The 22944-nt window shown below is 62.4% G+C and carries 20 protein-coding genes and 1 riboswitch; of the genes, 11 read left to right on the forward strand and 9 right to left on the reverse strand.

Annotated features, from left to right (window positions below; all coding sequences use genetic code 11):
* Nucleotides 1-398 precede the first annotated feature (398 nt).
* From RHP72_RS04925 to RHP72_RS04940, 4 genes are all read right to left on the reverse strand, one after another.
* Nucleotides 399-1214, reverse strand: coding sequence for an ABC transporter (locus tag RHP72_RS04925; RefSeq protein WP_311094403.1), 816 nt, complete (start codon nucleotides 1212-1214; stop codon nucleotides 399-401).
* A 47-nt stretch (nucleotides 1215-1261) separates the two neighbouring features.
* Entirely contained in the window at nucleotides 1262-1576 is a 315-nt protein-coding gene (locus RHP72_RS04930; protein ID WP_007734365.1) for a multidrug efflux SMR transporter, read from the reverse strand.
* A 14-nt stretch (nucleotides 1577-1590) separates the two neighbouring features.
* A riboswitch (guanidine-III (ykkC-III) riboswitch) is annotated at nucleotides 1591-1656 on the reverse strand.
* Nucleotides 1657-1699: 43 nt separating this feature from the next.
* Nucleotides 1700-2971 (reverse strand): hypothetical protein, encoded by a 1272-nt coding sequence (locus tag RHP72_RS04935; RefSeq protein ID WP_081557391.1) that lies wholly within the window; start codon nucleotides 2969-2971, stop codon nucleotides 1700-1702.
* The gene (locus tag RHP72_RS04940) at nucleotides 2958-3458 is read right to left on the reverse strand and encodes a hypothetical protein (RefSeq protein WP_063314994.1); all 501 of its coding nucleotides are present in this window, start codon (nucleotides 3456-3458) and stop codon (nucleotides 2958-2960) included. The genes RHP72_RS04935 and RHP72_RS04940 overlap by 14 nt, the downstream gene beginning before the upstream one ends.
* Nucleotides 3459-3604: 146 nt before the next feature.
* Between RHP72_RS04940 and RHP72_RS04945 the strand changes: the two genes are divergently transcribed.
* Both RHP72_RS04945 and RHP72_RS04950 read left to right on the forward strand, forming a co-directional pair.
* Entirely contained in the window at nucleotides 3605-4321 is a 717-nt protein-coding gene (locus RHP72_RS04945) for a response regulator transcription factor (protein WP_007734368.1), read from the forward strand.
* Complete coding sequence (locus tag RHP72_RS04950) at nucleotides 4318-5769, forward strand: cell wall metabolism sensor histidine kinase WalK (protein ID WP_003945873.1); 1452 nt, start codon at nucleotides 4318-4320, stop codon at nucleotides 5767-5769. Before RHP72_RS04945 ends, RHP72_RS04950 begins: the two co-directional genes overlap by 4 nt.
* Before the next feature lie 25 nt (nucleotides 5770-5794).
* Here the strand turns inward: RHP72_RS04950 and RHP72_RS04955 are convergent, their stop codons facing one another.
* Both RHP72_RS04955 and RHP72_RS04960 read right to left on the reverse strand, forming a co-directional pair.
* Nucleotides 5795-7105 carry an alanine racemase gene (locus tag RHP72_RS04955; RefSeq protein WP_311094404.1) on the reverse strand — a complete coding sequence of 437 codons (1311 nt, stop codon included), beginning with the start codon at nucleotides 7103-7105 and terminating at the stop codon, nucleotides 5795-5797.
* A gap of 47 nt (nucleotides 7106-7152) precedes the next feature.
* On the reverse strand, nucleotides 7153-8628 hold the full coding sequence (locus RHP72_RS04960; protein WP_218695518.1) for an amidohydrolase family protein: 1476 nt from the start codon (nucleotides 8626-8628) through the stop codon (nucleotides 7153-7155).
* Nucleotides 8629-8831: 203 nt separating this feature from the next.
* On the opposite strand from RHP72_RS04960, the gene RHP72_RS04965 reads away from it, so the two are divergent.
* The 7 genes from RHP72_RS04965 to RHP72_RS04995 all read left to right on the forward strand — a co-directional run bounded on the left by RHP72_RS04965 (nucleotide 8832) and on the right by RHP72_RS04995 (nucleotide 16996).
* A complete protein-coding gene (locus tag RHP72_RS04965; RefSeq protein WP_276116537.1) occupies nucleotides 8832-9677 on the forward strand; it encodes a M55 family metallopeptidase in 846 nt (281 codons plus the stop codon).
* 208 nt (nucleotides 9678-9885) lie between these two features.
* Complete coding sequence (locus RHP72_RS04970) at nucleotides 9886-11166, forward strand: MFS transporter (RefSeq protein WP_311094405.1); 1281 nt, start codon at nucleotides 9886-9888, stop codon at nucleotides 11164-11166.
* Nucleotides 11167-11180: 14 nt separating this feature from the next.
* Nucleotides 11181-12038, forward strand: coding sequence for a tryptophan 2,3-dioxygenase (locus RHP72_RS04975; RefSeq protein ID WP_003945883.1), 858 nt, complete (start codon nucleotides 11181-11183; stop codon nucleotides 12036-12038).
* A gap of 143 nt (nucleotides 12039-12181) precedes the next feature.
* Nucleotides 12182-13276, forward strand: a complete 1095-nt coding sequence (locus RHP72_RS04980; RefSeq protein ID WP_007734375.1) for a M20 family metallopeptidase — start codon at nucleotides 12182-12184, stop codon at nucleotides 13274-13276.
* Between the two features lie 2 nt (nucleotides 13277-13278).
* Nucleotides 13279-14217, forward strand: coding sequence for a GNAT family N-acetyltransferase (locus tag RHP72_RS04985; protein WP_202426978.1), 939 nt, complete (start codon nucleotides 13279-13281; stop codon nucleotides 14215-14217).
* Complete coding sequence (menC, locus tag RHP72_RS04990; protein ID WP_311094406.1) at nucleotides 14214-15329, forward strand: o-succinylbenzoate synthase; 1116 nt, start codon at nucleotides 14214-14216, stop codon at nucleotides 15327-15329. Before RHP72_RS04985 ends, menC begins: the two co-directional genes overlap by 4 nt.
* Nucleotides 15330-15376: 47 nt before the next feature.
* Complete coding sequence (locus tag RHP72_RS04995; protein ID WP_058039306.1) at nucleotides 15377-16996, forward strand: CdaR family transcriptional regulator; 1620 nt, start codon at nucleotides 15377-15379, stop codon at nucleotides 16994-16996.
* A gap of 71 nt (nucleotides 16997-17067) precedes the next feature.
* Here the strand turns inward: RHP72_RS04995 and RHP72_RS05000 are convergent, their stop codons facing one another.
* From RHP72_RS05000 to RHP72_RS05010, 3 genes are all read right to left on the reverse strand, one after another.
* Nucleotides 17068-17964: a serine hydrolase gene (locus RHP72_RS05000; protein ID WP_007734380.1), complete on the reverse strand. Its 897-nt coding sequence runs from the start codon at nucleotides 17962-17964 to the stop codon at nucleotides 17068-17070.
* A gap of 156 nt (nucleotides 17965-18120) precedes the next feature.
* Nucleotides 18121-18756 carry a ScbR family autoregulator-binding transcription factor gene (locus tag RHP72_RS05005; RefSeq protein ID WP_007734383.1) on the reverse strand — a complete coding sequence of 212 codons (636 nt, stop codon included), beginning with the start codon at nucleotides 18754-18756 and terminating at the stop codon, nucleotides 18121-18123.
* Between the two features lie 238 nt (nucleotides 18757-18994).
* Nucleotides 18995-19423, reverse strand: coding sequence for an HIT family protein (locus tag RHP72_RS05010; RefSeq protein ID WP_042449536.1), 429 nt, complete (start codon nucleotides 19421-19423; stop codon nucleotides 18995-18997).
* Between the two features lie 87 nt (nucleotides 19424-19510).
* Between RHP72_RS05010 and RHP72_RS05015 the strand changes: the two genes are divergently transcribed.
* Nucleotides 19511-20752 carry a glycosyltransferase gene (locus tag RHP72_RS05015; protein WP_007734387.1) on the forward strand — a complete coding sequence of 414 codons (1242 nt, stop codon included), beginning with the start codon at nucleotides 19511-19513 and terminating at the stop codon, nucleotides 20750-20752.
* Nucleotides 20749-22896 (forward strand): glycosyltransferase family 39 protein, encoded by a 2148-nt coding sequence (locus RHP72_RS05020; RefSeq protein ID WP_161120918.1) that lies wholly within the window; start codon nucleotides 20749-20751, stop codon nucleotides 22894-22896. Before RHP72_RS05015 ends, RHP72_RS05020 begins: the two co-directional genes overlap by 4 nt.
* Nucleotides 22897-22944: the final 48 nt, after the last annotated feature.

Below are 22944 nucleotides of genomic sequence, written 5' to 3' on the forward strand. Positions count from 1 at the left end.
CTGTTTCGGTGGACAAGTGTCTGATGGGGCGGACGGTTATGTGAAGTGGACTGCGTATGCCCAATCGTGATGTTTGATTCGGCCGTTAGCGGGTAGTGCGCCGATCTTGGAATTATGTTGTCCTGCAACAGTTAACGTGGAAACTGCGACCGGGGTACAAGTTTTCTCCGCAATGGCGCGCAGGTCACGAACTTGGCCTATTGTCAGCGCCAGCGCACAATCTTGTACGCGTAACCCGTAGACAGTGAAGGGGATACGACGATGAACGGACTGATCGCGGCTCTGAACAGTGGAATGACCGTTGGCTTGGCCAACACGATCCTGACTTTCGGCGGAATCATCATCAACCTCAACATCGTGATCAACAACTGACCGCGTAATCGGCGAGTAACCGTTTGTTATGCCGATTCGATCGGAAGGTCAGGCCCTGGGCGGTCGCTCTTGCTCTTGAGCCACCGGTTGGGAAGTTTGCCGGCAAGTTCTCCGAGTGGACCGACTGCAGCGCTGAGGATTCCGACGGTTTCCTGAAGGACCTCGATGCTCGCGCTCATCCGCTCGAGGTTGGGGGCGAGGGAAGTCAAGGTGTCGGACAGTGCAACGATCTGGTCAAGCGGGCCGCCTTCGGCGATGAGCCGTTCGAAGGCGCCGTTCTCTGCCAGGAGTGTTTCGAGGATGCCGTTCTCGGCCAGTGCGCGATCGATGACACCGTCCTTGGCAGTCAGGCGTTCGACGGCACCGTCTTGCGCTGTCAGGCGTTGCAGCGGACCGTCCTCCGCCATCATTCGGTCGAGGAGACCGTCCGGCGCGAGCAAGCGTTCCAATGCGCCGTTCTCGGCGAGCACCCTATCCAGCGGTCCGCCGGGGGCAAGAAGTCTTTCGAGTGGTCCGCCGGGAGCGAGCAGTCGTTCGAGAGTGCCGTCGGGTGCAGTCAGTTTGTCGACCGGGCCGCCGGGAGAGAGAAGTCGATCGAGTGGCCCACCGGGGGCCAAGGCCTGCCCGATGGGCCGATCGTCAGCGGTGAGCGATGACAACTGCTGGATCATCTGCATGGGTCCGCGGGGGCTTGCCAAGCCGGCAGCACCCGCCGTCACGGCGCCGGTATTACCGACGGCGATACGAACTGTCGTGACCGTCAGCTCGGCGATTCCCAAACTGATCTCTGCGGCTGCAATGCCCGCGCGTAGGGGAAGCGTGAGCATCTCCAGCAGTTTCATGCGTTAACTGTAACCGGTAACACACAAACACTCACCAGGATCGCCGGTCAGTGAAGGACCTTCAGACCGACGACACAGCCGACGATGCCCAGGATCAGCAGTATCTTGACGATCGACGTGGACTCCGCGCCGGTGATCATCGCATATCCCACGGTCAGGGCGGCGCCGATGCCGACCCAGATCGCGTAGGAAGTCCCGATGGGAAGGGTACGCATTGCATACGCGAGGCCGGCCATACTGACGATCAGGCCGAGGACGAAGACGATGGTAGGCGACATCTTGCTGAATCCGTCGGACTTACCGAGTGCGGTAGCCCAGACAGCTTCGAAAAGTCCGGAAATGACGAGCACGATCCATGCCATGGTGAACAACTCCCAAGGCACCGTCTTTTCGCTGGCCGGGTACGGTGCGCTCGTCCGGATGTCGTCGTTGACCACCCAACCATAGCAACAGAATTCTGCGTTCCGACCCGATCAGCTGGCGATTTAGGTCACCACCGCCGTTCGAACCCGCTTCAGATGGATGGTCGACACGGCCACCACGATCGTCGCCGTCGCAGCGAGAACAGTCAGAGGAATCGGCGTGTTCACGGCGGCCGGTCCGTGTTCGACGAGCACACCGGTAGACCACCCGAATTCCCGCGAGCCCGGGTCCAAGAAGGTCGGTGAAACCGAGAACAACGTGAAAGCGACGGGCAACATCGCCCCGCTCGAGACTGCTCCGACGGCAACAGGCATGCATGACGTGACGGCCAGTCCCAGCGCAAGCGGGAGGACGAGGACGTAGGCAACCGTGGTCGGGGCGGCATCCAGCAATCCCGAGAGTGCAGTCACGGCAAGGAGTCCCAGCCCGAGTTGCGCCATCGGTCTTCTCCAGCCGACGACGACGCCCAACGCCAGGGCAGCAGCTCCCGCGGGCATCGCCCAGGTCCAGTCGGATGGAAAGGAAATCGAGCTGACCGAAACCGCGCTGACTGCCATTCCGACGAGTACGAAACGACCGTCGTGTGGCGGCAACCGCCAAGCCAGTGCGACGGTAACGGCAACCGCCAATACCACCGCGATCACCCATGACCCAGGTGATGTCGTCGAGCCCAACCACACATAGAGAGCCGTGAATACCAGGGGCAGAACAACTCCCAGCTTCACCAGGCGTGCGTCGATGTCGCCCGGCTCCTGATTCGGTCGTGAGAGTGCGGCGACTCCACCCACGAGAAGAGTTGCGGCGAGCAGAATCCAGACGGGAACCGTGGACGGCACGGGGTAGGAATCGCCCGGAAGTGTGAGCGACCACCTGGGGACGCGATCGCGCCACAAGTCCGCTGCGCCGAAGTACAGGGTCGTCGTGGTTACGCCGAGTCCGAGAGCGGTTTGTGCTCCGCGGTGACCCTTCGTCGGAAATGCCGCTGCCGCGAGGAAAGCGCCTGCTCCGATTGCGTTCAGAGTCACCGAAATCTGGGCGGAGACGGGGACGAATGCAGGTAGCGCGATGGCGAGGGCGCCGACTACAGCGAAGACACTCGCGAGACCGCCACGTCCCCAGCGATGCAGTAGCGCTACGCCGACGGCCGCAACCACAGCGGCAGTTGCTCCCGCCCACTGCGGCGTGATCACCACCGAGATAACGCCGGCGTCGGAGAAGGAGAAGTCGTCAACTCGGGACTCGGCCACTGCGTACGCGGCTACCACACCGCCGACCAGCGCGGACGCCACAGGACCGTAGAGCTGAGCGATTTGAACTGGGCTACGTTGCTGCATAATTCGTCGAATTTTTGCACAACTCGCCTATACGACTTATCGTCACATCGCCGTGCGGATCAATCCACACCGGTTCCCCGTCTCGAAGTCGAGGAACCAGCAGATGGCGTCCTCGACTCGGCCACTGAACGAAGTCGTAGCCGGCCAAATTTGTCTGAACTGCGTCGGCGACCCACACCGCAGCGTCCGCGAATGCAGTCTCCATCGACAGTGCGTTGAAGTAGCTGAATCCGCTGATGTCACGTGTGCCTTGCCAGCCGATCGTGACGTTGTAGTCGCTGTTGATCGAAAATTCCCAGATCAAACGGTCGACAACAACTTCAGGTCCGAATCGCAGGCAACGCAGATCTTGGGCAACACCTGCGAGGGCCTGTGCCCAAGACTCCGGTGGCGCGAAGCCGGGATCCTCGCCGGTATCGGAGTTGTTGGTGAACAGAGGAATACGCCAGGTCAAGCACTCCATGTTCCACAGTGGGGGTAGTGACATGCCGCATCCTTCCGATTCGTGGGCCTGCACCCCAGCTTTTCAGCTGCACCCGGCTTTTCACCTGTACCTAGTCCATCACATGCACTCGGCCGTTCACAGGAAGCTCCCAGGGAACATACAGCGGGAATCCAGTGGCAGGGGAGAAGATGGTTCTCGTGACCGACAAGACCCCCGAAGCCCGCATCCTCGTTGTCGACGACGAACCCACCATCGTGGAGTTGCTCTCCGTGAGCCTCCGATTCCAGGGTTTCGAGGTGGCAACTGCTTCGAGCGGCGCCCAAGGCCTGGACGTCGCACGGACATTCCGTCCCGACGCGATCGTTCTCGACGTCATGATGCCCGGGATGGACGGCTTCGGTCTGCTTCGACGCCTGCGCGCCGACGGTGTGGACGCGCCCGTCCTGTTTCTGACGGCGAAGGATTCGCTCGACGACAAGATCAGCGGCCTGACCCTCGGCGCGGACGACTACGTGACCAAGCCGTTCAGCCTCGAAGAAGTCGTGACGCGGTTGCGGGTCATCCTGCGCCGCGCCGGTCGCGGGGTCGCGCCGGAGCAGTCGCCGCGGGTGAAGTTCGCCGACATCGAACTCGACGACGACACCCGCGAGGTCTGGAAGAAGGGCGAGTTGGTTGCACTCTCGCCCACCGAGTTCACACTGCTCCGATACTTCATGGTCAACGCCGGGACGGTTCTCAGCAAACCGCGGATTCTCGACCACGTCTGGAATTACGACTTCGGTGGGGAGGTCGGAGTTGTCGAGTCCTACGTTTCCTACCTGCGGCGCAAGGTGGACACGGGGGAGACACCGCTGATTCACACATTGCGTGGGGTCGGCTACGTGATGCGTGAACCGCGGCAATGATCGCCGCCGCGGAAAACGATCAGCTTCCGAAGCGGGGTCGTTTCCGTCTCCATTCACTGCCGCTGCGCTTCACCCTGGTTGCGGCCTTGCTGGTGTTGGCCGCGCTGGGTCTGTTGGCGTCGGGTGTAGCGGTCACTTCTGCTCTCGAGAACTCACTGACCCAGCGAACCGACAAAACGCTGTACGAAGCGGTCGACGGTTGGGCAAAGCCGCACAGCAGAGACCTGCAGCCGCCCAGTGACGTCGGCCCGGGCACCCGCCCACCCAGCCCCTTCTTCGTTCGGACCGTGACCCCGGACGGACGGGTGATCATCCTGAACGACAAGTCGACGACGACCGAACCCGACCTGTCGAAAGATTCCACCAACGGCCCGATCACCGTCGGATCGAGCGACGGTTCGGACGTGAACTGGCGGGTTCTCACGACGGTCCGCGACGGCACGACCACGACTATCGGTGTGCGACTGACGGATAACGAGCAGACCGTCGACGACTTGGTCGGCCTGCAACTCGGCATCGGCCTGGTTGTCCTGCTGATCCTCGGCGGCGCAGCGTATTTCGTGGTTCGTCGGAGCCTCCGTCCGCTTGTCGAAGTGGAGGAAACTGCCGCTGCCATTGCCGCCGGCGACCTTCATCGACGTGTTCCGGAGCGCGATGACCGCACCGAGGTCGGTCGACTGTCCGTGGCGCTCAACGGAATGCTCGCGCAGATTCAGCACGCATTTGCCGCGACCGAGGCTTCGGAGGAATCGGCCCGGCGTTCCGAGGAGAAGATGCGTAGGTTTGTCGGCGACGCGAGCCACGAGTTGCGCACACCCTTGACGACTATTCGTGGGTTCGCCGAGTTGTATCGCCAAGGCGCCATGACTGATACGGAAACGCTGATGAACCGGATCGAGGGCGAGGCGTCGAGGATGGGACTTCTGGTCGAAGATCTGCTCATGCTGGCAAGACTCGACGAACAGCGTCCACTCGAGAACAAGCCTGTGGATCTGCTTGCAGTTGCGGCGGATTCGGTACAGGCGGCACGAGCGATCGCACCGGATCGAACTGTCGAACTTCAGATGACCGGCGGCCCAGGCCTGCCCGAAGTGCATGGTGACGAGGCCAGACTGCGTCAGGTAGTTGCCAATCTGGTGGGCAACGCGATCAAACACACGCCGCCGGATGCGCAGGTCACCGTTCGTGTCGGTACGACCGAGAACTCCGCGGTGGTCGAGGTTTCGGATACCGGTCAGGGTTTGAGTGACGAGGATGCCGCGCGGATCTTCGAGCGTTTCTACCGCGCCGACACCTCTCGCACCCGTGAGACCGGGGGCGCCGGTCTCGGCCTGTCCATCGTTTCGGCTTTGGTTGCAGCGCACGACGGAACCGTCAGCGTCGAGACCTCCCTCGGGCAGGGGACGACGTTCCGCGTCGAATTGCCGCGTGACCCGAAGGACGACTGACGCCGGATTGCCGCAACCGGTCCCCTCAGAAGTAGGTGTGCACCGTGCCGACGACGCGGTAATCCGAATCGACCTCGGGAATCAGTGACCACTTGTCGAATGTGGTGCAGGGATGCGAGATTCCGCAACCGAGCAGATCGCCGACCTTCACGTCGAAGTCAGCCGGAATGTCGACGTACGCGTGCTGGTCGTTGAGTGCGGTGATCGTCAGCTCTCGCGCTGATCGGTTGGATCCGTCGCGTCGGCGCCACAGGACTATGGGAAAGCCTGCGTCGGAACCGACATCGCGGCGGCCGAAGCCCAGGATCACCCGTCCGGGTTCAGGTATGGAGAGCACTACGCCCCAGACCTCTGCGGCTCCCTGCAGAGTTCGCGGACCGTCAGCCCACGGCGAAGTTTCGGCATAGAGACCGTGATCATGGGTGATATAGCAACCGCTGCGCAGCACGATGCGTACACCGTTGTCGAGTGCCCACCGTCCGGCCAGTTCGCGCACAACGAGATCGTGAAATGCGCTGCCGCCGAAAGTGACCAGTGGCCGGGGAGCCTTCGGAGAATTGTTCTCGAAGAGGTTCTCGGCCACACAGATTTCCGTGAAAACCCGCGCGGATTTGAGATACGAATCGACGGAGATACGGCGGGCTGCTACCGAGGCTCCGGGCATCATGCCCTCGAACCCCTCGACTCCGGTGAGAATCAACGAAGGTGCCTGCGATGCTGCGCGTGCGACGTCGAGTGCTTGCTCGACAGTGCGAGCGCCCGCGCGTCCGCTGTCGTAGCCGAGTTCGACGAGAACCCGGATACGGCTGGCCGGTGAGACTTTCGCGATCAACTGTTCCATCAGGCGGACGCTCTCGACCGAGTCTACGAGGGTGGTGACGAAGAAATCGGGGTCGGTGGCCTGGGCGTCGCAGATCCACCGAATACCGGCGGGATCGAGAACCTGGCTGGCGATGATGATGGTGTCCACACCGAACTCACGCAGAATGCGTGCCTGCGCAACGGTTGCGGCTGTCATCGCCCAAGCCCCGGCGTCGAGTTGCCGTCGAACCAGTTCGGGGCTCATCGTGGTCTTCGCGTGAGGCGCCAGATCCACATCGTGGTCGGAGCAGAACTGTGCCATGAGGTCGACATTGTGCGCGATCGCTGCACGGTTGAGTGTCATCACGGGTAGCAGGAGGTTGCCGTCGAGTGCCGAGATCCCCAGCGGCTCGAGGTCGGAACCGTCGCGACCTTCGAGGTCGGTGCCGAAGGCCTTGTGCTGCCAACCGATCGGGGGGTTCGCGAAATCCGTCATGGCATCGATTGTGCCGTTGATTGCAGACGATGTGTTCATGTGTGGTGACTTTCTGTCAGAACTATGCAGGTCAGGATGAGATCCGGCTACGAGCGGCGTACCGGGCGACCAGGCAACGCGTCCTGGACCACGACACCGTCTTCGACGACGGGTACTCCGCCGACCAGCACGCGGCTGATACCGGTGGAGGGGCGGGTGCCGTCGATGTACGTGGCGTTGTCGGTGATTCGCTCGGGGTCGAAAACGAGGATGTCCGCGTCGCTACCGGGGCTGATCCGACCTTTCGTCGCCATCGAGGGAACCGACTCCTCCAGAATCTGCGCAGGGATCAACGAGCAGCGCGCGATTATCTCCGACAGCGACAGCAGTCGACGCTCGCGGTACAGCGTACGAATCGCACGTGCATAGGTGCCGGCGCCGCGGGGGTGGCCGAGTGCCTTCTCCGGCAGTGGCCACTGCAATGCGTCGGCAGGCGAACGGCCGGGCCAGGTCAGTGGCATCGCGTCGCTCGCGATGGCGGCGCGATCGAAAGTCATCGCCCGTTCGAGGAATTCGCGCTGCACGGTGTCGTTCTCGTCGAGGAACTCCACCAGCACCAACCCACCGGGGTCGGTGGCCCGAAGATGTTCCAGCTGCTTGCGGTCCGCGATACGTTCACCGGTGGGTACGAATGTCAGCGACCGTGGTGTCAGATTCATCAGGTGCAGCTTGTCGGGATCGAGAAACGCAGCTCCGACGGCCGTCGACCCGGAACCGTACGGATACGCCTCCGTCGTGACGCGCGATCCGGCTGCCTGAACCTGTGCCACCACCGACAGCGCGTGGTCGACGTGCATTCCCGAGGTGCTGTTGACGTGGCAGTAGTGCATGTGTGCGCCGGTTTCGGCTGCTGCACGGGCGATTTCGACGGCACCATCCACCGGGCTCGACGGATCGGCCGAGATGAGAGGGCGCGCATGGGTATAGGTGGGAACACCGGCTCGCGCCGCGAGATCCGCCACCTGTAGGTACTCCACCGGATCGGATTTCGGCGCGTACCCGACCACCACGCCGATGCCGAGAGCGCCTGCGGCCAGATCGTTTTCGAGGAGTTCGAGAATGTGGGCGCGCTGAGAGGCGGTGGGCTCGCCCTGCCAGCTCGGGGAACCGAGATGGTGCAGGAGCGTTCTGATGTCGCCGTCGGGATCGGCCCCTGAGAGTTCGATCATTCGGGCGTGCGCCCACGACGTCGCGTAGCCGTAGTTGATCGGGCGGCCCTCGGCGCCGGCCCGGGCATATGCCTTTGCAACAGGAATGACGCCGGCTTCCAGTTCGAGGGCCGTCGTGACTCCGTCCAATGCCTGAAGTCGCTGCTCGGCGATTTCCTGTCCGTGGCTGTGCAGGTCGATGAATCCGGGGCAGATGACCTGACCGGTCACGTCGATCGTCTGCCGGGCTTCGATCGCGTCGCGACCCCACGCCGAGACCTTGCCGTCGGTGATCGCGATGCCCCGAACCTCGTCGGTCCCCGATGCGGGATCGACGACACGGCCGCCGGTGAACACGATGTCGTGGACCTGCATCAGCGCTGCACTCCTGTCGTTGGTCGAACCGCCTGGCCCGGCGAATGTCCCGATGGTTTCACGGCTCGGGTATCGGATTCTGGTGTGAACGTCCCAAATGGAGGCCGACTCACCGTTCGAGCGGACAAGAAACGGATGCGCTCGAGTGTGAAGGTGAAAGCGAAGTTATCAATTCAGCCGATTGAGATCGATGGAGGACAGGAATGCACGTCTATATTTCGGTGGACATGGAGGGTATCGCGGGTATCGCGACGCTCGATCAGACGATCCGCGGCGGTGGCGGCTACCACCGTGCGCAGATGCTCATGACCGCCGAGACCAATGCCGCGATCGCCGGTGCGTTCGACGCCGGTGCGACGAGCGTCCTGGTCAACGACAGCCACGGAACGATGGACAATCTGCTTCACGCCGACCTGGATCCACGGGCGCGTCTGATCTTCGGAACACCGAAGATGCAGTGCATGGCGGAGGGACTGACGTCCGATCACGACGTCGCTCTGTTTGTCGGCTATCACGCACCAGCCGGTGGGCCCGGCGTCCTGGCGCACACGTTCTCGAGCTTGTTCGCCGACGTCCGCCTCGACGGCAAGTCCGTCTCGGAGACCGACGTCAACACCCTCTACGCTGCCACCCAGGGCGTTCCCGTCGGCCTGGTGACGGGTGACGACATCATCTGCGGCTTGGTCGACGCGGCCTCGCCGACAACCGAGACCGTCGAGGTCAAGAACGCACATGGATGGTCGGCAACCAATTCGCTGCCGCCGTCGCTGGCGTGCGAGCAGATCCGAGCAGGAGCCGAGCGCGCAGTGCGTAAGGCCGACACACTGAAGCCGGTCGAGCTGCGTGACGAATGGACCCTCGAGATCGTTCACCCCACCACCACGGGAGCTGAACTCGCCGAGGCTGTTCCCGGCTCGCGACGGATTTCGGATCGTACGATTTCGCACACACTCGGCAGCGTCGACGACATTCTCGGTCTGATCACTGTCAATGCCCGGCTTGCAGCCGCAGGCGTCTCGACGATCGTGGCAGTCGCCAATCGCACGTGATGAAGTAGCGACTCCATCGCGAAATGCCGTCGACGCCGTGTGCGCCGGCGGCATTTGTCATCTCTTGGGGCAGAACATGTTCCGACCGACCAGACGTTGCTTCGGCTATTGGTGAAACGGACCAATGCGGTAGACGTGTTCGCTGTCACACTTCATCAGTCTTTTCAATGTTTCAGTCCATGCGGCACAAGACAATTCGGGAGGCTTGATGAAGGTGGAACGCGTCACAGTGGAAGCGCCGTCGCGGGCGAGCGACGGTTCGGTTCGAAAAATGATGGACAACAAGTCGATTCGTCGTACGACCACCGTTACGGTGGGGCTGCTCAGTACCATCTGGTTGATCGACATGGTGGATCGCGTCATGATCGGGCTTGCGCTTCCGATGATCGGCGACGAATTCTCGCTCAGCAGTACGCAGTTGGGTGGCGTGGTCTCGGTATTCGCGATCTTCTACATGCTCGGGCAGGTCCCCGGCGGAATGTTGGCCGACCGCTTCGGACCCAGGCCCCTGTTGATCGTTGCTTTGATCCTGTGGTCGGTGTTCACAGCGTTGACAGGGTTCGCGTGGGGTCTCGTCTCGCTGATGGTCATGCGTGCGATGTTCGGCATCAGCCAGGGGCTCTTTCCAGCGGCGTCGTTCAAGGCTTTGGCTGAGCGGACGCGTCCGAAAACCAGGGCGACCGCGATGGGTTTCATGCTCGGCGCCAACAACCTCGGCCCCGGCATCGCACCGCTGATCATCGCGCCGGTCCTCATGGCCGTGGGGTGGCGTGACGCGTTCTGGCTGGTGGCGATCGTCGGCGCAGTGATCGGCACGGTGGTGTGGTTGGTGCTGCCCGCACCGCTGGACACGGAAATCTCGGAAGATCCCGAGGCAGCCTTGCAACCTCTGGCGAGCGAGCACTCTCGCGCCGCGGTGTTCAAGTCCGCGTCGGTGTGGAAGTTCGCGATTCTGTTCTGCCTGGCCAACATGTCCGCGTACGGGCTGATGACCTGGGTGCCGAGTTATCTGCTCAACGACAAGGGACTCTCGCTGATCGACACGGGAATCTTTGCCGCAATCCCCTTCATCGTCACGGCGCTGGCCACGATTGTGGGCGGGCGGTTGGTGGACAAGTACTTCCACGACCGGGCCAGGATCCTTCTGGTTCCGTGTATGGCCACGTCGGCAGTCCTTTTGTTCCTGATGACCACCGCTGACACCGTCGCGATGTTCACGTTCTACGAGACGTTGGCTCTAGGCATCAGCGGTCTGTGTTCGATGTCGATCTTCGCGATGCCGTTGCGGGCACTTCCGGCCGAATTCCTCGGTTCCGGAATGGGTTTGATCAACGGTTGTGGTCAGTTCGCCGGTTTCATCACCCCGCTCGTGATGGGATGGATGGTGGACCAGTTCTCGTACATGGCTGCATTCGGAGTCCTGGTCGGAGCGACGAGCGCTGCCGCATTGGTGGCCATGATCGTTCCGCAGACCCCGGCGAAATTCTGACAAGGAGACCGAAGATGTCGGCAACGGACGGCACACGAAAGATCGAAGACGACGTCGTCACCGATTTTTCCGGGAAGATGAGTTACGGGGCCTACCTCGGACTCGATACCCTCCTGGATTCGCAGCACCCGGTGAGCGAGCCGGAACACCACGACGAACTCTTGTTCATCATTCAGCACCAGACCAGCGAGTTGTGGCTCAAGCTGTTTCTCCATGAGATTCGGGCGGCCAGAGCAGCGATCGCTGCCGACGACATTCGGGTTGCGTTCAAGCGGATCGCACGTGTCAAACACATTCAGGCCACCTTGACCGAGCAGTGGTCGGTGTTGGCGACACTGACGCCGGCGGAGTATGCGGAGTTCAGGGGCGTTCTCGGCAACTCATCGGGGTTCCAGTCGTACCAGTACCGCGCCGTGGAATTCGTGCTCGGAAACAAGAACGCGGGCATGCTGAAGGTGTTCGAATCGGATCCGTCCGCCCATCGATTGTTGGAGACCCTGCTCGGGGAGCCGACACTGTACGACGAGTTCTGGCGGTACCTGTCCAGGCAGGGGTACGACGTTCCGGCGTCGGCTCTCGAACGAGACGTCAGCGCGCCCTACGTGCGAAACGACGAACTGATTCCGCTGGTCAAAGCAATCTACGAGAACGTCGAACAGCACTGGACGGCGTACGAGGCGTTCGAGGAGTTGGTCGACCTCGAGGAGAGCTTTCAGCTGTGGCGGTTCCGGCACCTTCGGACCGTGCTGCGGGTGATCGGCATGAAGAAGGGGACCGGCGGTTCGAGTGGTGGTGCCGGCTTCCTGCAACGTGCGCTGGAGTTGAGCTTCTTTCCCGAGCTGTTTGCCGCCCGAACAGAGATCGGTACCTGACACACCTGCTTGATGACACCCAGCTGTTCGTGACACACGACGAATCCGAGCCCGAAGGACAGGAGTCTTGGACAAGATCCGACAGGGTCGCTTCGACCAAGCTTGACTGCGAAGTTGCAAGTCGGTGACAGGAGAGCGTCGGAGTGGACAAGAAATCAATGGTGGCAGACCTGGCGGCGTTGGTAACCGCCGAGTCGCCCAGTTCCGATCTCGGCGCAGTCGATGCATGTGCGGACGTGGTGGCCGAAATCGGCGAACGCCACCTCGGAAGCACCCCCGAACGTATCCGCATCGACGGGCGCCAGCACTTGCGTTGGTCGTTCGGCGCGGAGCCGAAGGTGATGCTCCTGGGCCATTTCGACACCGTCTGGCCGCTCGGAACGCTCGCGGAGTTGCCCTGGTCTGTCACCGACAACATCGCCACCGGACCCGGAGTCTTCGACATGAAGGCCGGCATCGTCCAGCTCTTCCACGCGCTCGCATCGCTTCCGTCGCTCGACGGGGTGGTCGTGCTCCTCAATTCCGACGAGGAAATCGGCTCCCCGACCTCGCGCGCACTGATCGAGGAGCAAGCACGTCAGGTCGACGCGGTGCTGGTCCTCGAAGCCGCAGCCGACGGCGCAGTGAAGACCGCGCGCAAGGGTATGTCGCTGTACTGCGTCGACATCGAGGGACGCGCTGCACACGCCGGACTGGAACCGGAACGAGGTGTGAACGCTGTAGTGGAGCTCGCACACCAGATTCAGGCCGTGGTGGAGCTCGCGGACCCGGCGGCGGGAACGTCGGTGGTTCCGTCCGTGATCAGTGGCGGCACGACCACCAATACCGTTGCAGCGCAAGCGCAACTGTGGTGTGACGTTCGAATGTGGTCCGCGAAGGAACAGGAACGCATCGACCGTTCGATCCGTGCACTGACACCGGCGCTGGCCGAAAGCCGAATTTCGGTATCCGGAGGACCCAACCGTGGGCCACTGGAATCAGCGTCTTCGGAGAAGCTGTACTTTCTCGCTCACCAGGTCAGCAGTGAGAGCGGGTTGGGAATGCTTCGCGACTGCGCAGTCGGCGGTGCGTCGGACGGAAATTTCACCGCTGCAGTCGGAACTCCCACGTTGGACGGCCTCGGTGCCGTCGGCGGTGGTGCCCACGCAGCGACAGAACACGTAGAGATAGATCAGATGATCCCGCGCGCCACCTTGTTGGCCGGTCTGGTGACTCGAATCCTGGAGGGAGGACTGTGACGATGACGTCGCCGAACAATGTCCAACGCAAGACCGTTCAACCATTCGGAGGTGTATCGCCTTCACGGATGCGGCAGGCAATCAGCCAGGCCGAGCAGGCCGCTCTGCTTGCATGTGTGACTATCGAAACCGTCACCGGGCATGCCGAGTTGGAACAGGTATTCGGTCTGTTCGAGAAGGTATGGCAGCCGGAGAGCGGTAACCCTCCCGTCCATCGGGACATGATGAAGGCGCTCGCACACTCCGGTAACTACGTCGCCGGCGCGTTTCGTGGCGGGGATCTGATCGGCGGCTCGGTTGCATTCTTCGAGGAACCGCAACACCGTTCGTTGCATTCGCACATCACGGGGATCCTCCCGAACGTGCAGAACGGGCACATCGGCCTCGCGTTGAAACTGTTCCAGCGTGCGTGGGCACTGGAACGGGGAATTCTCCACGTGCGGTGGACTTTCGACCCGCTCGTCGCACGCAATGCCTACTTCAACGTCTCGAAACTCGGTGCGTTCCCGATCCAGTATCTGCCGCGTTTCTACGCGCCGATGAACGACAGCCTCAACGGCGGCGCAGACAGCGACCGGTTGTTGATCGACTGGGAAATCGGTAGTAGCAAGGTTGCCGACGTCGTCGCCGGTTCGGGAGAAGTCCCGACTCCCGAGTCCTTGGGGGCGAGCGAACTGCTGTCCGTCTCCGAAGCCGGCCTGCCCGTGTTGAAGTCGACCAAGAATCGATTCGTCACGGTGGCTACACCGAATGACGTGTACACACTGCGTAAGTCGGACCCGACGGCAGCGAACGACTGGCGCCTGGCAGTCCGCGAGACTCTCGGTGGTGTGCTCGCCGAGAACGGAGTGGTTCTCGCAGTTACCAGAACCGGAAAGTACGTGCTGGACCGTGCGCCGGGAACACAGGCAGGCAGGACAACAGCGGAGGTTACATCGTGAAGATCGAAGGAGTTGAATTACGCCGGGCAACAATGCCGTTGAAAGCGCCGTTCCGTACCTCGTTCGGCACCGAGACCACCAAGGACGTGTTGTTCGTCAAGGTCGTCACCTCGGAGTCGGAGGGCTGGGGCGAGTGCGTGGCGATGTCCGAGCCTCGCTACTGCTCCGAATACACGGACGGCGCCGCCGAAGTCCTTCGTAAGTTCCTGATTCCGTCTCTGGGTGAACTCACCGATCCCGACGTGCACGCACTGAGCGCGACGATGGAACAGTTCGCCGGGCACCCCATGGCCAAAGCGGCATTGGAAACCGCATTTCTCGACGCCGAGTTACGGGCTGCCGGGACGAGCATGTCTTCGTACCTGGGTGCAGTAGTCGATCGCGTACCCGCGGGTGTCTCGGTGGGTATCAAGAATTCGATCGATGAGCTGCTAGAGGAGGTAGGCGGGTTCCTCGATGCCGGATACCTGCGCATCAAACTGAAGATCGAACCGGGCTGGGACATCGAGCCGGTTCGCGCAGTCCGCGAGAGGTTCGGCGACGACGTACTCCTCCAGGTCGACGCGAACACCGCGTACACCCTGGCTGACGCCCGCCATCTCCAGCGGCTCGACGACTTCGACCTCCTGCTGATCGAGCAGCCGCTTCCCGAAGAGGAACTGCGTGGCCACGCCAGGCTGGCCGAGATGATGCGGACGCCGGTCTGCCTCGACGAGTCGATCACCTCCGCGAAGGTCACCGCCGACGCGCTGGCAATCGGTGCGTGCAGCGTGGTGAACATCAAACCGGGACGTGTGGGCGGTTATCTGGAATCGCGTCGTATCCACGACGTCTGCAAGGCCAACGGAATTGCCGTGTGGTGCGGCGGAATGCTCGAGACCGGAATCGGCAGGGCCGCCAACGTCGCGCTTGCCGCGCTCCCCGGATTTGCCCTACCAGGCGATACATCGGCTTCCGACCGGTACTTCGCCGAAGACATCACCGAGCCGTTCGTACTCGACAACGGTTACGTGAAGGTTCCGGAAGGACCGGGTATCGGCGTCGAACCGATCCCCGACCTGCTCGAAGCAATTACCACGTCGGTCGAATGGATCGGCATGGATCGGCTTTGACGAATCACTATGACACACTTCGTTCACCGGACGAAGGAGTGATAGACGTGGGCACCGTACGACCTCGCATCAGTTTGGTGCGGCTTCTCGAAGACGTGGGAACTACGGTGCTGAATCCGGTTGTCGGCGACCCGGAGGCGGTCCAGGAGATCGCCTCGGTGGTCATTCACGACCCCGACGACGACTCACCCTCGACACCGGACTCCATGGTGCTGCTCGTCGGCGTCACCGGAGGCGAACGTATCGCGGAGTCCGTGGCCGGCCTGGCCGAGCGCGGAGTACGCGTGGTGGTCGCGCGAGTGACCGCCGAGGTCAGCGATGCGGACCGCGAATCCGTCATCGCCTCGGGCGTCGTGCTGTTGGCCTTGGCGCGAGGAGTCTCGTGGGTTCAGCTGACAAGCCTGCTTCATTCGGTGCTCTCGGCCCGAAACGAAGTCGGGCACATCCACTCACGCGGAGGCGGCCCGGCCGGCGATCTGTTCGCCTTCGCCAACGCTGTCAGCGCACTTCTCGATGCGCCGATCACGATCGAGGACCGCAGCTCACGGGTCATCGCCTTCTCCGGCCGCCAGGAAGAAGGAGACGGTCCACGTATCGCGACCGTTCTGGAGCGGCAAGTTCCTGACCAGTACATTCGAGTGCTCGAAGAGGCCGGGGTCTTCGACCGGCTCTATCGCAGCGACGATCCGGTGTGGGTCTCGGCCGAGACCCTCGGTACCAAAATGGGTCGTATCGCCGTGTCCATCAGAGCCGGCGACGAGTTCCTCGGCTCCATGTGGGTGGCAACCGGTGAGCCGATGTCCGACGACCGGATGCGTGCTCTGCGCGATTCTGCCGGGTTGATCGCGCTGCAGATGTTGCGGTTGCGCGGCGGTGCCGACGCCGAGCGCCGACTGCGCGCAGACCTGATCGCAACCCTTCTCGACGGTGGGTCAGGTGCGGTCGACGCGATGAATCGCCTCGGTCTCGGGACCGGTCCCGCACTCGTGATGGCTTTGGGTCGTAGGTCTTTCGAAGGATCGTCGAAGCCGGACGATGCCGCCCACGTGGTGCGACTGACCGACGCTCTGGCCATGCACCTCGGCGCCGTCCACTCGCAGTCGGCGGCAGCCTTGGTCAACGGAACCGGCTACGCGGTGCTGTCTGTGCGAGGGCATTCCCCGGCCGAAGCCGAGTTGCAGGCGTTCCGTGTGGCCTCGGACTTCCTGGACCGCACCGGAGCGTCCGGCGACACGATCATCGGGATCGGCCGGGTCGTGACCAGACCGGCGCAGCTGAGCCGATCGAAGCGCGACGCCGAACATGCCCTCGAAGTGTTGTTGGCGGGACGAGCGTCGGGCAGCGTCGCCACCTTCAGTAGCGTCCACGTCGATGCCATCCTGTTGGAGATCGCGTCGGAAGCTGCAGCCGAAGGGTTCTCGGACCTCGGACCGATCGAGGCGATCGCCAGCCACGACGCCGCTCATGCGACCTCGTTCGTGGACACTCTCGATGCGTGGCTCAACGCGTTCGGTGATGTCGGTGACGCCGCGGCGTCATTGCACGTGCACCCCAACACCTTTCGGTATCGTCTCAGCAAGTTGAAGGGTATGGCCGCGTTGGATCTCGACGACCCCAACGTCCGCTTCCGGTTGATGGTGCATCTTCGTCTGCGCGGTCCACGCTAGCTCGAAAGCCGAAAAATGCGGGTCGCACTGATTTCTCAGCGCGACCCGCATTCTTTGTCAGTGGGTTCGGATCAGCTGTTGTTGCGAAGTGCTTCGACAGCGATGCGGCCGACGGTTCCGATGGAGGCGTCGATCTTCGGGGCGCGGTGGGTGAGCTCGTGGGACTTGGTGAAGACACCGACGGCGTAACGCTTGCCGTCCGGGTACGCCACGACGCCGGCTTCGTTTCGTACCAGTCCCAGCGTTCCGGTCTTGGCGGCGACAGTGACCTCGTCGGGGAAACCGGACGAAAGGCGGTGCGGCCAGACCTGCTTGCTCATGATGGTTCGGACCTCTTCACAAGCCGATGCGGGGCCGGCTTCATCCCTCCAGATTGCAGCCAGCAACATTGTGATCTCACGAGGAGTACTGGAATTGGAGCGGGCGGGATCCATGACGGAAATTGTCCGAAGAATTTCGATGGGGGGCATTTCCAGCAAGGTGCCCTTGTCGACGCCGAGGTCGTCGTAGACCGTCTTGAAGAGGCCTCGGCAGTCACGGACCAAGTTGGTCTTCTCCAAACCGAGCCCGCGCAGCGTTGCGACGATGTTGTCGAGTCCGAGACGCTCGTACAAGAAATCCGTGGCGGCGTTGTCGCTGAAGCTCATCATGAGCAGAGCGAGGTCTCGCCAGCTTGCAGTCACGTCGTCGGCGCAGCCGCCGATACCGATGCCGCCGGAGCGGAACTCGGCGGTCACCGTGGCGTGCTCGGTCGGATCAAGGGTGCCTGCCGCTACTTCACGGGCGTACTGAAGCACAACAGGAATCTTGAAAACGGAGGCGAGGATGACACCTTCGTCCGCGCCGTAGCCGAACTCTTCGCCGGAATCGATGTCGCGTGCGTGGACGTAGGCATCGGTCTTCGCTTCGGCGAGTACAGCAGCGATCTCCTGCTGTGCGCTCTCAACGTACGTGGCGGTTTCGGTCATTCGAGAAGCCCTTTCGTCGGTATCCATGTATCTGGGTTATTCGTGGATCTGACGATAGTGAGTCGACGACGGGGGGTCTTGTACGAATCGACGAAGGTTGGCGCACGGTTCGGTGCTGTTGCGCCGAATCATCCGGGCGTCGGGGTGTTCTCCGGATCAGGACGCATAAGTTTCGAGGCGACATCCGACCAGTTCGGCGACGGCGCTGCGTCGCTTGTCGGAGACCACGCCTGCCAACAGGAGGGTGAACAATTCGTCGATACGGTCGTTCAAATCGCTTCGTCTGGTGAGCACGTTCGAAACCAGTTGAACGCCGGTGAATGCCGAGATCACCACGCGACCCACCGATTCCGGCTCCACATCGTCGCGGATGTCGCCTTCGAGCTTCGCGGCCTCGGCCAGTTTTCGAAGCTCGCGGATCCACGCGACGTACGGGCCTTGCGAACCGTCGGCAGAGGCCAACTCGAGGGTAAGTCGGATTCCCGCACGAACAATAGGTTCTGCGACGAGTTGGCGGCCCATCTCGTGGCACACCATGACGAGCTGTTCCAGTGCCGGTGCGCCTGTGGCTGCAACTGCGGTGAAGGCACTGATCGAGATCTGGTGCTGTTCTTCGATCACCGCCTGAGCCAGTTCGTCTTTGGACGAGAAGTGAAAATAGACCGCGCCCTTGGTCATCTGCGCCGCGGACACGATGTCATTCATGCTCGTGCTGCCGTACCCCGTGACTTCGAACCGATCAGCAGCACCTTGAAGAATCTGTCGGCGACTGATCTTGGCACGTTCCTGCATTGCTCCCTTGTCCTCCGACTGTTAACACGTGAACCAGTTTTAGGGCCCTAGGTCCCGGACCAGCGACCCACGGTAGCAGCGAATCTCGTGCTCGCGCGACAGCGCGAAACGGACTGTTCGGTGTGCAATCGCAGGTCACGGTCGGTAGGAGCGACAAATGCGACCGCCGCAACCTCCGTTGGAGGCTGCGGCGGGGAGTCCAGTTATCGGCCAGCGAAATTCGGTCGAAGGTATGCGATCAACGAGTCGAGACAGTTGCCTCGAAGCCGAGGTCGCGTAGCGCCGACTTGAGTTTGGTCTGTGCCTCGTCGAGAGATTCGGGTGACGGCGAGGTGTCGGCGCCACTGATGTCGAAGTTCCCCATGTCGTATGCGGGGAAAACATGAACGTGAAGATGCGGAACTTCCAGACCTGCGATGAGGAGACCCGACCGAGGCGCGTCGAACGCCTTCCGCACGGCTTGGCCGAGGTTGCGGGCAACAGCGGTGACCTTGGCAAAGAGTTCAGGATCCACGTCCTGCCACTGATCGACCTCGGCTCGCGGAACCACAAGCACGTGGCCCTGCGTTACCGGCGCGATGGTCAAGAACGCGACGACGTCCTCGTCCTCCCACACGAAACGTCCTGGTAGATCCCCGTTGATGATGGCACTGAAGACTGAAGGCATACCCCGAGATTAGCCCGCGTCCGGTTGCCAGGAAACTCCCAGGCTGGACGCAGGTTCGTCGGAGCCGGCCCGACAAATCTAGGACGCATGACGACAGAAGCCATGCAGACCGCGGGCAGCACGGACGCAGAGGAGGTCTCCGCGACGACTGTAGTGCTGGACGTGGTCGTCCCGGTATACAACGAAGAGGCAGGCCTCGAGACGTGCGTGCGGCGCCTGCGCCGGCATTTACGCACGCAGGTGCCATTCTCTGCACGAATTACCATCGCGGACAACGCCAGTGTCGACGGCACGTTGGCACTCGCCCGTTCCCTCGCCGAAGAATTCGACGACGTCCGGGTCGTCCACCTGGATGCGAAGGGTCGTGGTCGAGCACTGCGGCAGGTATGGAGCGACTCCGATGCCGACGTGGTCGCGTACATGGACGTCGACCTCTCGACCGACCTCAACGCCCTGATGCCGTTGATTGCTCCGTTGCTCTCCGGACACTCGGACATCGCCATCGGTTCCCGGCTGGCACGATCGTCCCGCGTGGTGCGCGGCCCCAAGCGTGAGTTCATCTCACGTAGCTACAACCTCATCCTCCGAAGCGCACTGCATGCTCGCTTCTCCGACGCCCAGTGTGGATTCAAAGCCATGCGCGTCGATGTTGCACGGCAACTACTTCCGCTGGTGGAGGACACCGGGTGGTTCTTCGATACCGAATTGCTGGTGCTGGCCGAGCGAGCGGGCATGCGGATTCACGAGGTCCCTGTCGACTGGGTGGACGACCCGGACAGTCGGGTAGACATCATTGCCACGGCAGTTGCCGACCTCAAAGGTGTGGTCCGTGTCGGGCGAGCACTGTCTACCGGTTCCCTTCCATTGGCCGAGCTCAGGGCAAGTTTCGGACGTGAACCGTTGGTTCCCGGAGTTCCACGAGGAATGGTCGGGCAGCTCTCACGCTTTGCCGTGGTGGGAGTCATTTCGACGCTCGCGTACGCGCTGCTCTACCTCGCTCTGCACTCGATCATGGGTGCGCAGTGGGCCAACGCCGTCGCATTGCTGGTGACCGCGGTATTCAACACCGCCGCCAACCGGGCCTTCACCTTCGGGATCCGAGGGTCGGAAGGATCCGCTCGTCACCAGATGCAGGGCCTGCTCGTGTTCGGGTTCGGTCTACTGCTCACCAGCGGATCGTTGTTCGTGCTCGACGTCATGGCGCCCGACGCTTCCAAGCACGTGGAGCTTGCCGTACTCGTCATCGCCAATCTTGTTGCCACAGTCAGTCGATTCATCGCACTGCGCTGGGTGTTTCGCACCGCACAATCCGTAGGAGCCAATCGATGACCGCCACTGCAGAGACACTCGCCGCGCCGCTGCCAGCGCCGGAACCGCAACGTCAGGTGCGCTGGGAACCGTGGGCACTGGGAGTGTTGTTGGTGGGCACCGGAGTCGCCTACATCTGGGGCCTGGGTGCGTCCGGATGGGCCAACTCGTTCTATGCCGCTGCGGTACAGGCAGGTTCGGTGTCGTGGAAGGCTTTCTTCTTCGGCTCCTCGGACGCTGCAAACTCGATCACCGTCGACAAGCCGCCCATGTCCCTGTGGTTGATGTCGCTGTCGGTTCGCATCTTCGGACTCAATTCCTGGGCGATGTTGGTGCCGCAGGCACTCCTCGGGGTCGGATCGGTTGCACTGTTGTGGGGAACGGTTCGACGGTATTTCGGTGCGGCCGCCGGCCTCCTCGCGGGCCTGGTACTTGCGCTCACACCCGTAGCGGCGCTGATGTTCCGGTTCAACAACCCGGATGCTCTGCTGGTGCTCCTGATGATCGCAGCAGTGTGGGCGATGATGCGCGCCGTGCAGGACGGCCGCACCCGCTGGCTCGTGTTGGTCGGTATCTTCTGCGGATTCGGTTTCCTGACAAAGCAATTACAGGTCATGTTGGTGGTTCCACCGCTGGCGCTCACCTATCTGATCGCCGGACCGCCGAAACTGGGTAAGCGCGTACTCCAACTGTTCGCGGCACTGGGCGGACTGATCGTTTCCGCCGGATGGTGGTTGGCAATCGTCGAACTGTGGCCGGCCGACTCGCGTCCGTGGATCGGTGGTTCACAGAACAATTCGATTCTCGAACTGACGCTCGGCTACAACGGGCTCGGGCGCTTGAGCGGCAACGAGACCGGAAGCGTCGGCGGCGGCGGCATGCGCGGTGCTGGTGATGCCGCGGCCGGCGCTGCTGCGGGCGGTTTCCCCGGGATGGGCGAGGCCGCAGGTGGTATGGCCGGGGGAGGTATGGCACCAGGTGGTGGGGCCGGCGGTGGTATGTGGGGGAGTACCGGCATTACCCGACTGTTCGAATCGGCCCAGGGCGGACAGATCGCCTGGTTGATTCCTGCTGCACTGATACTTCTGGCGGCTGGAATCGTGCTGCGAGGCAAGGCACCCCGCGCTGACACGCAGCGTGCGTCATTCATCGTCTGGGGGCTCTGGCTGTTGGTGACCGGACTGACCTTCAGTTTCATGGCGGGAATCTTCCACGCCTACTACACCGTTGCGCTGGCGCCGGCGATCGCCGCGCTGATCGGTTCAGGATCGGTAGTGGCGTGGCGTCATCGTGACGTCCTCTGGGTTCGCATCATTCTGGCGGTGTCCTTGGCCGCAACCGTCGCGATGGCGTGGGTACTGCTCGGACGCTCGCCTTCGTTCGTACCGTGGCTTCGCTGGACCATTCTGGTGGTCGGCATCGTCAGTGCCGTGGCAGTGCTGATTCCGGCAGTGACGCGAGGTCGATTGGCTGTAGCAGTGATTCTCGCAGCGATCTTCACCGGTCTGGCAGGTCCGACTGCATACGCGATCGACACGATCAATACTCCGCATACCGGTTCCATAGTTTCGGCCGGACCGAGCGTCGAAGGTGGAATGGGCGGGCCCGGCGGTGGCCGCGGAGGCTTCGGTGGATTCGGTGGCTCGGCTGATGGCGGTAACCGTCGGACTGACGGGGCTGGGACCGGAATGCCGGGCACGCCCCCTGCAGGAATGGGTCAGATGCCCGGTGGTGCAACAGTTCCGGGCGGTACCACGCCGACCGCCGACGGGACGCGAGGCGCAATGGGAGGCGGTGTCGGTGGTCTACTGCAGGGCAGCACGCCGGGAGCCGCTGTTGTGTCCACACTCGAAGAGAACTCCGACCAGTTCACGTGGGTAGCCGCGGCAATCGGGTCCAACAGCGCCTCGGGTTATCAGCTTGCGACGCAGTCACCGGTCATGGCTATCGGAGGGTTCAACGGGAGCGATCCGTCGCCGACGCTCGCGCAGTTCCAGCAGTACGTGGCAGAGGGCAAGATTCACTTCTTCATCGCAGGCGGTGGGATGGGTGGCGGTATGAACGCCGAAGGCACCGCTACCGCTATCTCGACGTGGGTGACCGAAAACTTCACCGCCACAACGGTAGACGGAGTAACCCTCTACGACTTGACGGTTGCAGGCTGACCAACAGGAACGCACGCCAGGTCCGCATCGGAGGTGCTTCCTCCGATG

It is taken from the genome of Rhodococcus sp. SG20037, assembly GCF_031763325.1.
GTDB classification, from domain to species: Bacteria; Actinomycetota; Actinomycetes; order Mycobacteriales; family Mycobacteriaceae; genus Rhodococcus_F; species Rhodococcus_F qingshengii.